Source organism: Vibrio sp. CB1-5, from assembly GCF_059412285.1.
This window is the reverse complement of sequence record NZ_JBJHPB010000005.1, coordinates 1-16,820: the sequence shown is the minus strand read 5'-3', so window position 1 is coordinate 16,820 and position 16,820 is coordinate 1. Positions and strand designations below refer to the sequence as shown.

Annotated in this window: 4 protein-coding genes; 3 read left to right on the top strand and 1 reads right to left on the bottom strand. The window is 48.5% G+C overall.

Annotated features, from left to right (window positions below; translation table 11 throughout):
- The first annotated feature begins 105 nt into the window (after positions 1-105).
- From phaC to sstT, 3 genes are all read left to right on the top strand, one after another.
- Positions 106-1,866, top strand: a complete 1,761-nt coding sequence (gene phaC, locus ACJB0T_RS04990; RefSeq protein WP_479292393.1) for a class I poly(R)-hydroxyalkanoic acid synthase — start codon at positions 106-108, stop codon at positions 1,864-1,866.
- Complete coding sequence (locus tag ACJB0T_RS04985) at positions 1,856-2,254, top strand: MaoC family dehydratase (RefSeq protein ID WP_252015847.1); 399 nt, start codon at positions 1,856-1,858, stop codon at positions 2,252-2,254. The genes phaC and ACJB0T_RS04985 overlap by 11 nt, the downstream gene beginning before the upstream one ends.
- 272 nt (positions 2,255-2,526) lie before the next feature.
- Positions 2,527-3,744 carry a serine/threonine transporter SstT gene (sstT, locus tag ACJB0T_RS04980; protein WP_479292392.1) on the top strand — a complete coding sequence of 406 codons (1,218 nt, stop codon included), beginning with the start codon at positions 2,527-2,529 and terminating at the stop codon, positions 3,742-3,744.
- Between the two features lie 78 nt (positions 3,745-3,822).
- Here the strand turns inward: sstT and ACJB0T_RS04975 are convergent, their stop codons facing one another.
- Positions 3,823-16,806, bottom strand: a complete 12,984-nt coding sequence (locus tag ACJB0T_RS04975) for a VCBS domain-containing protein (RefSeq protein ID WP_495292913.1) — start codon at positions 16,804-16,806, stop codon at positions 3,823-3,825.
- Positions 16,807-16,820: the final 14 nt, after the last annotated feature.

Sequence of the window (16,820 nt, the reverse complement as noted above, 5' to 3'; positions counted from 1 at the left end):
TATAAACATAAGCTTGCGAACATGAGTTTCTAGACACACGTTTCTAAACATAAGTATCTAAACATGGTTTCGCCCACTATTTTCTGTGCAATTAAGGATGAGAAGATGGAAAATAAGCCCCCATTCCAAGATGTCATCGATAGTTACTTTCAAGCCACCCAAGGTTGGTTTGACGCGTTTCAAAAGCCTACTCAATCCACCATCTTCAAATCTCAAGTGGAAGACTGGAGTCAGCTTGCACAATCTGTTGCTAGCAACCCTACCAGTATCCTAGAGCAGCAAATGACATGGTGGAACCAACAAATAAACCTGTTTAATGACTGTATTTTGTCAACTAGCGAACCCGCCGAAAAAGAAACAGATCCTCGTTTTAGGGATGAAAGTTGGTCTGAGAACCCGATGTATAGCTACATCAAAGAGAGCTATAAACTGGTCTGTAAATCGGTACTCGATACGATTCGTAATACCCAAGATATCGAACCGGAAGCAAAAGAGCGCCTCGAGTTTTTTGCTCGCCAGTTTCTCAATGCGATGTCACCGAGTAACTTCATCACGACCAACCCAGAGATCATGAAGCTAACCCTAGAGTCGAACGGTGAGAACCTCATCAAAGGCCTCGACCAATTGCAAAAGGATATGAGCAAAAGCGTAGACATGCTCAACATCCGTATGACTGATAGCGAAGCGTTTGTGGTTGGCGAAAATGTGGCAGCGACAGAAGGCAAAGTAGTATTCAAAAATCATCTGTTTGAGCTTATTCAATATCAAGCAACGACAGAAGAAGTTTACAAGCGTCCGATGATGTTGGTACCACCCTTTGTGAATAAGTACTACATCATGGATTTGAACCAGCGTAAGTCATTTGTGAAATGGCTGGTCGATCAAGGCCACACCGTATTTATGATCTCTTGGGTTAATCCGGATGCATCGTACCGTGATACTGACTTTGGCCACTACGTGACGGATGGCATCATCCCAGCGCTGGATGCTATCGAAGCCCAGACAGGTGAGCGTGAAGTCAACGGATTGGGTTATTGTATTGGCGGCACACTACTGACAGCCGCGATGGCCTATCTTGCAGGAAAGCGTCGCAAGCAGCGCATTAAATCAGCCACGCTGTTAACCACGATCCTCGATTTCCAGCAGCCTGGTGAGCTTGGCATCTTTATCAATGACCCGATGATTTCGGCCATCGAAACCCAGAACAACCATCAAGGCTATATGGATGGACGCCAAATGGCGGTGTCGTTCAGTTTACTTCGTGAAAACAGCCTTTACTGGAACTACTACATCACCAATTACCTAAAAGGTGAAAAACCTGTTGCATTTGACCTCCTGCATTGGAACAGCGACAACACCAACGTGCCCGCAAGTTGTCACAACCAAATGCTGCGCAAGTTCTACCTTGAGAATAAACTGAGCCAGCCAAACGGCATATCGATTGATGGAGTCGGGATAGATCTTGCTAAAGTGAAATCCCCTACCTTCTTCCTTTCTGCTATCGAAGATCATATCGCACTCTGGAAAGGCACCTTTAAGGGCACTGACCTTTTAAGTGGTCAAAACACCTTTGTACTTGCAGAGAGCGGTCATATAGCAGGCCCAATGAATCATGCCGATTCCACCAAGTATGGCTATTGGACCAATGACAATGTCGATACCGACGCCGACAGTTGGCTTGAAAAAGCAGATAAGCACACTGGCTCTTGGTGGGGGCATTGGCAACAGTGGCTGGATGCGCGCAACTTCTCACAGAAAATTGAAGCACGAGTACTTGAGGGTGAGCTTGACGCACCAGGCAATTATGTAAAACAACGCATTGAAGACGTACTAAAAACACAAGAGGAGAGCCGTCATGTCGCTTGAAGTAGGACAACACGCGAGCCTGAGCAAAACACTCGATAAAGCGGCCGTAGAACAGTTCGCCTCATTGGCGGAAGATTACAACCCAGTGCATTTGGATGAAGCATTTGCCGCTATGACGCCGTTTGAGGTACCCATTGTGCACGGCATGTTGGGCGCGAGCTTAGTGTCTGGACTGCTAGCATCAAAAATTCCGGGACCAGGGGCAATTTACCTTGGACAAACACTGCAGTTTACCTGCCCGATCCGTGTAGGAGAGACGGTAACAGCTCGAGTAGAGGTAACAGAAGTACGAGAAGATAAACCCATCGCTAAACTTCTAACTCAAGTGCTTAATGAGCAAGGAAAAGTCGCCATCAAAGGTGAAGCGACGGTCATGCTTCAAGGCTAAAACTGAGTAAAAATTATCGTTTTCTATCCTCGAAAGGCAGCTAGCGCTGCCTTTTTTCGTGTCACAGACACCAAACCAATCAACACTTAAAACCATTAAATTCAACAATAACAATTAATTCATTCAACAATTGAATTATTTGTAGACACATCATCCTGCCTTGATAAGATACCGAACGCAAACACACTTTATTACATAATAATTGCACTACCGGAAGAGTCGCGTCTAGCGAGCACCACGAGTCAGTGCAAAATCTATACAGGGATATAAAAATGCAAAGTTCTAGCATCCTTGCCCGTTATGCGAATGGAAATCTGGTTCTTCAGATCCTCGCGGGTATCGTTTTTGGTGTTATCCTCGCTGTCGCGTCTCCAACAACGGCTCAAAGCTTCGGAATGCTTGGTAGCTTATTCGTTGGAGCACTTAAAGCTGTCGCCCCAATTTTAGTCTTCATTCTTGTTGCAGCTTCTATTGCTAACCAAAAGAAAAATCAAACCACGCATATGCGTCCAATCGTTGTGTTGTATCTAATTGGTACTTTCTCTGCGGCGCTGACTGCCGTTTTGCTTAGCTTCCTTTTCCCAACCGAGCTTGCCTTGGTTGCTGGCGCGGAAGGAGCAGCGCCACCGCAAGGTATTGGTGAAGTTCTACATACACTGCTGTTTAAGCTGGTCGATAACCCTGTTAGCGCGCTGATGAATGCCAACTACATCGGTATTTTGGCGTGGGCAATTGGTCTGGGTTTAGCCTTGCACCATGCTTCTGACACCACCAAGGCGGTATTTGAAGATCTGAGCCACGGCGTGTCTCAAATCGTACGTTTCATTATTCGTCTAGCCCCATTTGGTATTTTTGGCCTAGTGGCGAACACCTTCGCAACGACTGGTTTTTCTGCACTTGCTGGCTACGCACAACTGCTATTCGTCCTGCTGCTTGCTATGGCAATCATTGCGCTGGTTGTCAACCCAATCATTGTCTACGTGAAGACCAAAGAAAACCCATACCCGCTTGTATTCCAATGCCTACGCGAAAGTGGTGTGACGGCATTCTTCACACGCTCAAGTGCGGCGAACATTCCAGTGAATATGACACTGTGTGAAAAACTGGATTTGGATGAAGATACTTATTCTGTTTCTATCCCGCTAGGTGCGACCATCAATATGGCGGGTGCTGCGATTACTATTACAGTGCTGACATTGGCTGCTGTGCATACCATGGGCATCGAAATCGACATCTTTACTGCACTACTACTAAGCATTGTAGCCGCGGTATCTGCGTGTGGTGCGTCAGGCGTTGCTGGCGGTTCGCTACTACTTATCCCTCTAGCGTGTGGCCTGTTTGGCATCTCAAACGATGTCGCAATGCAGGTTGTTGCCGTTGGCTTTATCATTGGTGTGATTCAAGATTCTGCCGAGACAGCGCTGAACAGCTCAACTGACGTGGTATTTACTGCCGCAGTTTGCAAAGCTGAGCAGAACAAGCAGGGTTAATATCTGCTAACATCTCAACTTCAAAGGGCTGTGTCATCGACACAGCCCTTTTTCTATTTTAGTCCTCATCATCAGCCGCTACGGATCAATCTTAATCACATTCATGGTATCAAGTTGATTGAGTAGCTCTGTTTGATGATTACCCGGATCATTGATCACGCTAGCGTCCGAGATCCCAAGCTCATTCCATCCAACGCCTTCTAAGGTAATGTCTGTTTGTTCACCATTGTTGGTGACGCTAATTACCGTTGTCGCGTTGTCTGTCGCATCTGCTGGGTCGTCTGTCACCGATACGCTGATATTACCGAGCAAGTCACCGATATTATCGTGCGCGGGTAACAGATCAGAAATGTCTAAAATATCGCTGCCAACACTAAAATCCATTACCGTTTGCTCGGCAGGATCTATCGTGGTGCCCGCGGCATCTTCCGTGAACAAGAACAAATCATGTCCATCACCACCGGTCAGGATATCATTGCCACCGCCACCAAATAGGATGTCACTTTCATCAGTACCAACGATTGTTTCCGTCGTTGCTGAATCAGTACCTATCTTGATTTGATCGGGTAGTGTCAGTTGCTCAGATTGGTACAAGGCAACCAATACTTCAGTTGGAGTGAAATCACCGATTTCGCTTGGCGTTACCCCAAGCAGAGTATGCAGTGCAATGCCCTCAAGGACGATGGATTGCACCACGACACCATTGTCAGAAATCTCAAACACCGTATTACCACTTTGCTCTGCCACGCTGAGCTGATCGGTGAGCAACTGATCATCTTTAAATGCGACAGCCGTTAAGTCGACAACATCGTGTTTAATATTTGGATCACTGGTTGTAAAGTCACGTACATCAAAGTCTTTGATAGTGTCAGTACCGGCTAGGTTCGCGGTTTCCCAACGGAAGGTATCTTGCGAGTCATTATCGCTACTGATACCGCCACCAGCAGGGATGGTATTACCAAACATCCATTCGTCATCTGATGTGGCAACTAAGATGTCATCCAGTGCGCTGTCGCCTCGAAGCCCTTGATTACCTGTCACCGTAATGGTGATGGGTTGCTCAAGCGAAGTCAGGCCATCACTGACATCGATAATAAAGTTGTCGGTGTCAGTATCACCCGCAGCGAGCGCATTGCTGTTTCCAGCAATCAACACATAAGCCCAGATACCGGTGGCAATATTAAAGGTTAAGGTACCGTAAGTCCCTGTTGCGGTATAAACATCGCCTACTAAAGTCCCGCTACGCAATGAGCGAGTAACTGTACTGTCCGCATCTTGTGCCGTAACGGTTCCTGTGGCTGAATCGGTCACACCTTCCTGAACGCCAGAAGACGCAGCACCACCAATCACAGGGGCATCGTTCGTCCCCTGAATTCTCACCGTGACCGACGAGATAGTGCCATCGATTGACTGTACATTGAACGAGTCTACCAATGAGTCACCAACATTGAGATTGTCGAATGCCTCGTTTGCGGTATAGCTCCACATACCGTTGGCATCAATCGAGAACGTACCATTGGTACCTGCCACGTTGTTCTGTGCGATAAACGTATTGTCTGGATTATCGACGTCGGTTGCGGTCAATGTGCCGCCTGTCGTCAATGCAATGTCGTTCTCTTGCAAACTGATATCCGCAGAATCAACCGTTGCAGCGTCGTTGCTGCCCGTAATACCGATGGTCACTTGCGATTGGGTGCCATCAATCGAGAACACGTCAAACACCTCTTCAACGCGCTCACCATCTGCAAGATTGTCAAAGGCGCTGTTGGCTTCGAACGTCCACACGCCTGATGCGCTCAGCGTAAAGGTACCTAACGTGCCAACCGTGCTGCTTTGGGCGATAAAGCTGTTATCTGGGTTATCTGGATCAACAGAGGTTAGCGTACCACCAGCCGTTAGAACACTGTCAGTCTCTATAAGCTCTTGGCTTGCAGCGCTTATTGTCGCGGCATCATTGGTACCGTTGATCTGTACCGTTACCGTGGACGGTGTACCATCAACCGAGGTGACATCAAAGGTCTCTTTAACATTCTCACCCACATTTAAGTTATCGAAGGTGCTATTCGCAACAAACGTCCATACACCATTGGCGTCGATAGAGAAGCTGCCGTAAGTACCCACAGTGCTTGAAGGTGTAAAGCTATTGTCTAAGTTATCGACATCGGTCGCGGTTAAGGTATCACTGATAGTAAGAGCAGCATCAGTTTCGTCCGTTACCACAGAGCCTACACTGACCTGCGCAGCATCATTGGTACCTTCGATCTTCACCGTCACTGACGTTGGCGTACCATCGATGGTGGTCACTTGGAATGTTTCCGAAACACTTTGTCCAACGTTAAGCGAGTCATACGCTTCATCTGCAACGAATGTCCACTGACCATCTGCTTGCACACTGAACTTACCATAGGTGCCTTGAACATCTGTTTGCACCGTAAAGGTATCGTCAAGGTTATCAACATCGGTCGCATCTAGGTTGCCCGACAATGTCAGTGCCGCATTGGTTTCATCTAGAGTCTGAGAGTCTGGACTAACAATGGCAGCATCATTACGACCTTGGACAGTAACATCAATCGATTGGGTGATCGCATCACCTTGGGCAACGCCGCCAACTAAGCTCTCAATATATAAATCAAAGCTCTCACTGACAGGGCCATCATTAAGCGAATCAACCTTAGCCTGATCGATCACGTACTCCCACTTCACCGTATCGTCTGTATCGCAATCGATGAGTTTCAACGTGCCGTAAGTACCAACGATTTCGGTCACCATACCGCTACCGCTCAGGCTATAGCTATGCGTATCACCTTGATCAACATCGGCAATTTTCACTTCACCCGTCGCCGTCCCTGACTCTACACCTGTTGGGTCTTCGAATACGGTGCCTGTTGCGACGGTATCAGCAGCAACGACCGTTGGTGCGTCATTTGTACCGGTTACTTGGAACTCAACTGTAATGGTATTACTCGCACCATGTTCATCCGTCACTTTGACCTCATAAGTCAATGGTGTCGGTAGCGTTTCACCTTCAGACAAGTACTCAAAATCACCGGTAAGATCAAACGTCCATGCCCCTGTTGTAGGGTCAACACTCAAGTCACCACGCGGGTCACCAGAAACAACTTCCCAAAGATGCTCATCGGCAATATTCACCGTATCCACATCACCATCATCAAACACGCCTGATAGCTGAGTATTGGTGTTTTCAGTGGCCATCTGCTGACCGATATCGACAATCTTAGGCGCATCATTGGTACCAACAATGGTGATAGTAATAAAGTGCTCGTTCGATTCTTCCGTTGCGCTTATATTGGAATCATCCGTAGCAATCACGCTTACCTGAACTGTCTTGGTTTGACCTTTGGCTAAAGCGTTAATTTCTTCATTTTCCTCATCGACAACAAATGTCCACTTACCGGTATTGTCGATGGTGAATGTGCCTAAATCGGTATCTTGTTTAACGTCGAAAGTGTGGTCATCGCCAATATCTACATCGGCGACGGTGACTTTACCGCTGGCTGTGCTGCCTAAGTTATCACTCACTGAACCTGTTGCGGCACCAAATAGACTTGGTCTGTCATTGGTACCAGTAACCGTCACTTCGACGGTTTGTGTTACCTCTGCGCCGAAGCTGTCTGTTGCGCGCACCGTAAATGATTCAACCACTTTCACCCCATCGGCCAAAGCTTGAACATGCGGCTGATCATTATAAAGTTCGTACGTCCAAGTATTAGTTGCAGGGTCAACAACAAAGTGGCCATAAGTGCCGTTGAGATCTGCTGCTGTCAGCATCACCGTATCGTTAGTATCAACATCATCAAGGACAATCGCTTGAGTAACAGAAACGCTGCCAGAGCCGTTGGTATCATCTTCGGTCACTTCACCATCTTGAGTGACCATAGTCGGCGCTTGGTTATCACCACGAATGTTAATAGTGAGCGTTTGGGTATCGGTAAGACCAGATGGATCTGTGACCGTAACTTGCCAGGTTTGTGGGATTGACTCATTGGCACCAAGCGCAATGATATCCGCATTGTTTGGATTGACCACGTAAGACCATGAGCCGTCGCTATTGAATTGAAGCGTGCCGTAGTCATTTTCTACGCTCGTTGGCGTCGCGGTCCAAGTATGGAGATCCTGATCTTGAGTATCGACGTCAGACACCGCTAGCTGACCAGAAATGGTTTGGTCGGGGTCATCAGCCACAATAGTCTCTTCGACGTTCGCTTGCAGCGTTGGTGCGTCGTTTTGACCATTGACGTTGACCACAATCTCTAAGGTTTGAGGAAGCCCGTTTTCATCAACAATGGTTTTACCATATTGGTCAACGGCGTAGACCTCGAAGACATCCTGACGAGTCTGCCCCTCTTGGAGTGATTGTACTGCTTGACTGTCATTATCAAGCGTAAAGACCCAGGAACCATCTTGATTCACTGTGATATTTCCGTATGTACCACTTCCGTCAATCAGGGTCCAAGTGATTTGGTCACCCAACCCAAGGCTAGGATCAAGTGTGAGAGGCCCACCAGCGTCCGCAGACGTAATCGTGATCGCAGAATCACCAGTGCCAATCTCATTTGGATCATCGTTGTCTTCGTTCGCAGTGACGGTTTCAACCACGATTTTGTCTTCCACAACAACATCTTCAGCTGAACCGACAATCTTAACCTTCACTTCACGTCTATCAGAAGCTGTACTTGGGTCTTCGTTAGGGTCAGTGTCTGTGACAGTAACAAAGAAGGTATCGAAAACTTCTTCACCCGCAGGGAGTTCTACGGAAGGATCTAACACATACGTCCATTCACCAGTTTCTGAGTCAACCGTTAACGTACCGTAGCTGCCCTGACCATTCTCTACTGCCCACTCATGAGTATCGCCAAGATCAGCGTCATCTACGCCCAACACACCCGAAATTGAGTCCGTTACGTCCTCTAGAGCTTCACCTAATAGAATGGTGTCATCTTGTGGACTCGTGGTGTCTGAACTGTAAGTAATCTCAGGCTTATCCGCCGTCCCATTGATGGTCACATCAACATTAATGTAGAACGGACCAAGAATAATACGCCAATTCTCTGTCGCGGTTTCTCCCTCATCCAGACCTTGAACGAGAAGTGAATCATTATCAAGCTCGTACTGCCAGTTGCCGTCTGGCGTTCTCACCAACTGCCCGTAAACCCCACCATTAATCGGTACAAAGCGAGCGGCCTCAGGGACATCAAATATGTATGAGTCGCCGTCAATAAGCTGACCGTCCTCAGTTACCTCTAATTCTGAGATATCCACTGGAATGATGCCGCCGCCTCCAGAACCGTCACCTGGATCACGCTGACCGATAACATCGATCACGATCTCTTGACGATTAGATACACCTCCGTCGTTATCTGTCGCCACAACATAAAACGTTTCCTGAACAGTCTCTCCAGAGATCAAAGCTTGTGTTGCAGGAAGAGAGTTGTCGATGACATAGGTCCACTTACCATTATTATCGACCGTTAACGTACCGTAGGTACCCACTCCGGAGGTCTCGATCGACCATCCACTAATAGAGCTATCATTGTCGACATCGCTGGCAACTAATTGACCGTCAGTACGTGTCAAATCAACCCCATAGATGTCAGCCGTACCATCCTCTACGACCGTACCCGTAGATTCACCCGTTATTACCGGAACATCATTCCGCCCTTCAATCGAGATCGTAATATCTTGGGTAATAGTGGCTCCATTTTGATCCTGAGCGATAACGGTAAAGACTTCTTGCTTCACCTCATCCTCATTCAACGACTGCATTACATCGTTTTTCGGTGTGAACTGCCAGTTGCCATCTTTATCGATTGATAGATCGCCATAAAGACCTGTATAGACATTCTCTGTTTGACCATCTGCGATAACAAATTCAGCAAAGTCATCATTATCAACGTCTGCCAGTATTGCGCGACCCGTGATCGGAGTAAGATCATCGGATGGGTCATCAGTACCGTTATCTTCAACGTAAGTACCTGTGATATCGCCACTTACCGTCGGTGCATCATTTTGACCTTCAATTCGAATTGTCACGAGCTCGGTGGACGTTGCACCATGGCTGTCAGTAACAGTCACCTCGAAGGTGTCCGTCAACCTCTCTCCAGGCTTTAGTGCTTTAATATCATCGAGCTTGTCCACTTGATCATAAGTAAATGTCCACTGGCCGTCAGATGACAATATCAATGAGCCATATTCGCCACGACCACCGTTCGAATCGGATATCTCCCATTGATGGAGGTCATCCGCATCAATATCGCCAGGATTCAACTGACCGGTAGCTGTATAATTCCCAGCCTCAATCGTATCTTCTGAAATAGTGCGAGTCTGTGCACCGCGAATATTGGGTGCATCATTTTCACCGACAATATTGATGGTGATATCTTGAATCGATTCATGACCAAATTTATCCAGCACACGAATGCGAACGCTGTCATCTAGGGTGTCACCCTTATCGAGTGAATCTACCGCCAGAGCGTTATTGTTAAGTACATACTGCCAAGTGCCCGTCACTTCATCGATACTGAAGGTGCCGTATTGACCGCCGTCTAGCACGCTCCAAGTCACTATTTCATTGAGATCAGGGTCACCGCCGCCAATCACGTTGTTATCAAGCTGATCTTGCGTCGGTACGCCTGCGATTATGGTGCCAGTTAGGTTGGCTCCATCCTCGATGACGGTGTAGCTTGGCTGCACCGAGATTTCTGGATCGGTATTGGTACCGGCAATAGTGACATTAACGGTAATGGTGTCAGTCAGACCACCTTCATCAGTAACAATGATTTCGAAACTGTCGACACGGCTTTCACCCGGTGGGATTTCTCGGGTGGTATCCCAGTCACTTTGCAGCTGATACGTCCATCGACCATTGTCGTCAACCGACATATAGCCGTAAGTACCGCTTGCTTGGCCTGTCGCCTGATCTTCATTCTCGACTGTCCAGGTATGAGAGTCAGTGGTATCGATGTCGCTGACCGTAAGCGCGCCAGTGGCACTTGAGCGCGCGTTCGTTGCTTCAATCACGCTGCCAGAGGTGTCACCTTTGACATCCGGCGCGTCATTGGTGCCTTTAATCGTCACCGTGATCGTTTGAGTTGCGGTGTTATCGCTTTTACCCGAATCATCTTTCACCGTAACGGTAAAGGTATCGGTTAGCGTCTCACTATCAACACCTTTCAGCCCCTGAACGGTAGGGTTGTTATTGTTGAGGGTATACACCCACTCGCCAGTTTGTGGGTCAATAGAGATATTGCCGTACTGCCCTTTCGTCGAGTTGATTGACCAAGTGTGGTCGTCACCAATATCGACATCGCCGTCCGTCAGCGTACCCGATGTGGTGATTGGGTTAGCAGGGTTGTCATCAGGATGAACATCTTCCCTCACTTCACCGCTTAACGTACCGCCAATGACTGGACGGTCGTTGTCGCCGTTAACGGTAATGGTGATGGTTTTAGTGCTTACCGCGTTGTATTTATCCGTCACGCTGACAGAGAAGGTTTCAGTGACAACACTGTCGTGAGCCAGAGCATCTACAGAGGCTTTTTGACCATCACTCACGCCCAGCGTATATTCCCATTCGCCGGTCATTGGATTAAGCGTCAAGGTACCGTAAGTACCCACACCCGTATTGGTGTCGTTAATCTGCCATGCTTCGGTTTCATTGAGGTCTGGGTCGTTCGTGCCTAAGTCAGCACCCACGGTTTGGCCATACCCATTCACTTCATACAGCACGCCAGTTCGCACACCATCAATGTCTGGTGCGTCATTGGTACCAATAACGTCAATGCTGACTTCGAATACCTTGGTTGCCGTGCCATCAGTGACACTGACCTGGAATATCTGCTCACCAAATGGGGAATCTGCTGGATAGGTAACATTGTCTTCTAAATGCTCCGCACGATCTGGAGCGAGCGTGTAAGTCCATTTACCGTTCTGGTCGATAGTTAAATCACCAAGTACACCGACCGGATTCAACACTTTAAATTCAAACGTGTCTTTCGTATCGAGATCGCTAACGTCAATGACGCCATCTTCGGTAATGTTGAGGTCTTCAACGACTGTTGCGCTATCATCACCCGTCAATACCAATGCGTCATTAGTACCAGTAATATTGATCGTAACGTCTTGGGTGCGTGTACCACCGTTGCCATCGTCGACAAGAACCGTAAAGGTTTCCGTGACGAGCTCATCTTTTTGCAACGAATCGGCTTTATCGTTATCGAGAATATACTCCCAAGTACCGGTAGAGGCATTGATTGAGAACGAACCATACTGCCCTTCTGAACTGCCAACCACAGACCAAGTATGCACATCTGTCACATCCGCATCTCTCGGGCTGAGATCGCCAGTTGCTTTAACTTCGCTATCATCCCCTTCGACATTCTCAGTGATTGACTCTGAACTATTACCACGGATCCTTGGGCGATCATTGGTACCAGTAATCGTGATAGTGATGATTTCAAAGGACGTGCCATCAACAGAGTAAACACGGAACGACTCTTCCATGGTTTCATCCACACCAAGACGTTGAATGGCTCGCTCGCGAGTGTTTACCTGATAATCCCAGTCACCAAGTGCGTCAATGGTTAAAGTACCGAGAGGCGAGCCTACTGGTTCAACGATAGTGTTAAAGATGCTCTCTCCTGTATCGACATCGTCGACACGAAGTGACCCTTCACTAGTGATGTAACGAACACCATTTTCTCGAGTGACATTTCTATCTTCAACCACATCTCCGGTGTTGGTGCCCGATATTGTTGGCTGATCATTGGTACCATTGATGGTCACCGTTAGGGTCTGGCTTATGTAAGCATCTCGGTCATCGATAATAAAGGCATCAATATCTACCGTTGTCGACTCTCCGGCTCTCAGCGCTTGGGTGGCAGGTTTTGTGTTGTCCAATTCAAACGACCATGAGCCGTCACTGTTAATGGTAAAGGTGCCGTATTGATTTTCAACACTGGTTGCGGTGCTGTCATCAGCATCAAAGGCATAGCTCAACTGCGCATTATCCGCGAGGTCATAATCATCAGCGTTAATTTGTCCGTCAGCTCGCTGATCGCCCGCTGCGTTCAGCCCAGATTCTTTGACTGAATCGGCAAAGACACCTCCAGAAGTTAAGTACGGCTTGTCATTGGTACCCTGGATGGTAATTGTGACTTGCTGAGTCGCTGTGGCGTTCTGATCATCGGTCACCACAACATCAAACGTTACAGTAGCCGTCTCGTTCTCTTCTAGTACTTGAGTAGCATCTGCACCATTGTTTAGTTCAAATTTCCACACGCCATTTTGGTCAACCGAAGCGGTGCCATAAGGGTTGGTGGCATTAGCCACGGTGTAATCAAGTACATCGTTGTCTGCAAGGTCGATATCACTCGCATCAATTTGGCCTTCAATGCTTGGCGTGCCTGATACCACCCCACCAGTATCCTGGTGCCCAGATTCCACCACGGTGCCAGCCGTCTCACTGGTGCCCGCAATCACAGGCGCGTCGTTGGTACCATTGATGGTAACGGTTACCGTGTGCGGCGTGCCATCTTCAGATAGTACCGTAAAGGTTTCGACTGCGGTTTCGCCTTGTCCTAAATACTCTACGTTGGCATTTGGTATTTCGTAGCTCCAAGCGCCGCTAGCGGTGATGGTTAAGGTGCCTAGGGCTTGATCGGCAGCGGCGCCTTCAACAGTACTGGTAGAGGTAAAGGTATTCGGATTAGTATTGAACACCTCTTCATTCGCGCCATCGACATCAGACAACTGCAATACACCACTGTCTGACAGCGTCACTTGCGTATCGTCTTCGGTCACACTGCCGAGTGATTCAGATGGATCACTGATCAGCACGGAACTATCGTTCACGCCGACGATATCGACGGTAATGGTATGTGTGGTGTTATTGTCTGTTTCAACAGTGAAGGTTTGAGTTGCACGCTCACCCGCAGCGAGCCCTTGCACGTTCGCGCTACTGTTTGAAATTTTGTACGTCCAATTACCCGCAGCATCTATGGTTAACGCCCCATCGGTAAAGTTTCCAGCCGCGGCGGTCAACGTACTTGGAACAAACGCGCCTTCACCTAGATCCACATCGCTAATCGTTGCTTGCGATGTGAAGTTCAAGTCGCCATTGATGTCAATCTGCGTTGCTTGGTCTTCGGTAAGTTCTACATATGATAAGCCGCCGATCTGAGGGGCATCATTGGTGCCATTGATGGTAACCACTACGTTGTGGGGAGTGCCATCTTCACTGAGCACTTGGAACGTTTCTGTTCTGGTATCGCCCGCACCAAGTTGCTGAACTTCGGTGGCGGTATTGTCGACTTCATAACTCCAAGCACCAGTCGCGGTAATGGTCAGCGTACCAATAGGCGTGATGCCCCCTACAGTCACTGGCGTGACTGTGGTTTGGAACTTGGCCTCGTCTGTATCCACATCGGAAATAGTGAGCTGACCGTTATCTTTGAGAAGGTCACCAGGCTGGACATTGATATCCTCAATGACTAGACCAACGGCATCACCAGCAATCACGGGCGCATCGTTAGTGCCTTGAATGGTCACTTCAATGGTTTCGGTTTTTGAGCCATCGACAGAGGTCACAGTGAATCGCTCAACGCGAGTATCGCCATCGCCGAGAGATTGGATCGCTTGCAGTGCGTTAGAGACTTGATAAGACCAGTCGCCATCTTCGGTGATGGTTAAGGTGCCAAGCGGAAGCTGACCGTTGTCGTTCGCGACACTGGTGACTGTGGTGCTGAACTTGTTCTCGCCAGAGTCATTATCAGTGATAGTGAGCGACAGATTATCGCCAGCAATCAAAAGACCAGCATCCACATCGGTGTCTTCTTTCACTGTGTCTGCCGTTGGCCCGGTGATGATGGTTTCATCTTCGGTGCCGTTGATAGTAACGGCAATCGTGTGCTCGGTGCCGTCGGCAGATGTCACCGTGAATTCTTCAATCACTTGGTCGCCATCATCTAGCGCTTGAACGGCGGTGAGCGTGTTATCTAGTGTGTAGGTCCAAGTGCCATCGGCCGTGATGGTAAGCGAGCCCAGCGTTGAGCCAACTGGCGTCGCGGCGCCTCCGTTAAATACATTTTCACCGGCATCTTCATCGCTGATGACTAGTTTATCCGTGGCCACCAAGGTATCGCTTGGCGTAACGGCGGTATCTTCAGTCACAGCTCCCGACTCGCCACTGACAATCGACGGTACGCCATTCACACCGGTAATGGTCACCACGATGGTTTGACTCACTGAGCCATCAATTGAAGTGACTTGGAATACTTCGTCACGAGTCTCATCCTCACCTAGCTCTTGCACGCCAGTGAGAGAGTTATCGACCGTGTACGTCCAGTTACCATTGGCATCAATGGTGAGATTACCCAATGGCGATTGACCATCACCATTATTGAGTTTGGTGACCGTAGTGTTGAACAGCGCTTCACCGGCATCGAGGTCAGCAATGGATAAGCTACCCGAGTCAGTCAAGATACCTGCGGTATCTTCCGTGACAGCACCAGGCTGGTAGTTGCTAATAATAGTTGGATCTTCAGTGCCATTAACCGTGACATCGATTTGATGTTCAGTGCCATCAGCGGATGTCACAGTGAAAGATTCAGTGAGGCTAGTGCCCACATCCAACGCTTGAATTTGCGGCAGGGAATTATCGACTTTGTAAGTCCAGCCCCCCGCGGCATCGATGGTTAAGGTGCCAAGTGTTGTGCCAACCGGAGTAGCGACCCCTGCATTAAACACTTCCTCGCCAGTATCATCATCGGAAATCACTAAGGTATTGGTCGCGACGATGTTGCCATCGCCATCCACCGCCACGTCTTCTTGGGCAAGCGCAGCATCGCCCGACGTAATAGTTGGTACGTCGTTAACGCCATTGATAGTGATGACGATGTTTTGCGGCGTGCCGTCTTCACTCAAGACCTGGAACGTCTCAGTGAGTGAGTCACCTTCACCCAAGTCTTGAATGGTTGGGTTGGTGTTATCAACTTCATAGCTCCACGCACCGGTTTCGGTGATGGTGAGCGTACCTAAAACAGAGCCAACCGGCGTGACGACTGTCTGGAACTGGGCTTCGTCTGAATCCGCATCAGAAATCGTTAACTGACCGTTGTCTTTCAGGAGGTCACCGGTTTGTACTTCAAAGTCCTCGGTCACGCTGCCTACGGCATCGCCAGCAATGACAGGCGCATCGTTAGTGCCTTGAATGGTTACTTCGATGGTTTCCGTTTTTGAGCCATCGATAGAGGTAACAGTGAAGCGCTCAACGCGAGTATCGCCATCGCCGAGAGATTGAATTTCCTGAAGCGCGTTGGAAACTTGATAAGACCAGTCGCCATCTTCGGTGATGGTTAAGGTACCGAGAGGCTGTTGGCCTTCGTCGTTTGATTCTTTAACGACAGTAGTACTGAACTTGTTCTCGCCTGCGTCATTATCCGTAATGGTAAGCGACAGATTATCGCCAGCGATCAAGAGACCTGCATTCACATCGGTGTCTTCTTTCACTGTGTCGGTCGTTGGACCGGTAATGATGGTTTCATCTTCGGTGCCGTTGATAGTAACGGCGATGGTGTGCTCAGTGCCGTCGGCAGATGTCACGGTGAATTCTTCAATCACTTTGTCGCCATCATCCAGTGCTTGAACGGCGGTGAGCGTGTTATCTAGTGTATATGTCCAAGTGCCATCGGCCGTAATAGTGAGCGAGCCCAGCGTTGAGCCAACTGGCGTCGCGGCGCCTACGTTAAATACATTTTCACCGGCATCTTCATCGCTGATCACCAGTTTATCCGTGGCCACCAAGGTATCGCTTGGCGTAACGGCGGTATCTTCAGTCACAGCTCCCGACTCGCCACTGACAATCGACGGTGCGCCATTCACACCGGTAATGGTCACTACGATAGTTTGACTCACAGAGCCATCGATTGAAGTGACTTGGAATACTTCGTCACGAGTCTCATCCTCACCTAACTCTTGTACGCCAGTGAGTGAATTATCGACCGTGTACGTCCAGTTACCATTGGCATCAATGGTGAGATTACCCAATGGCGATTGACCAT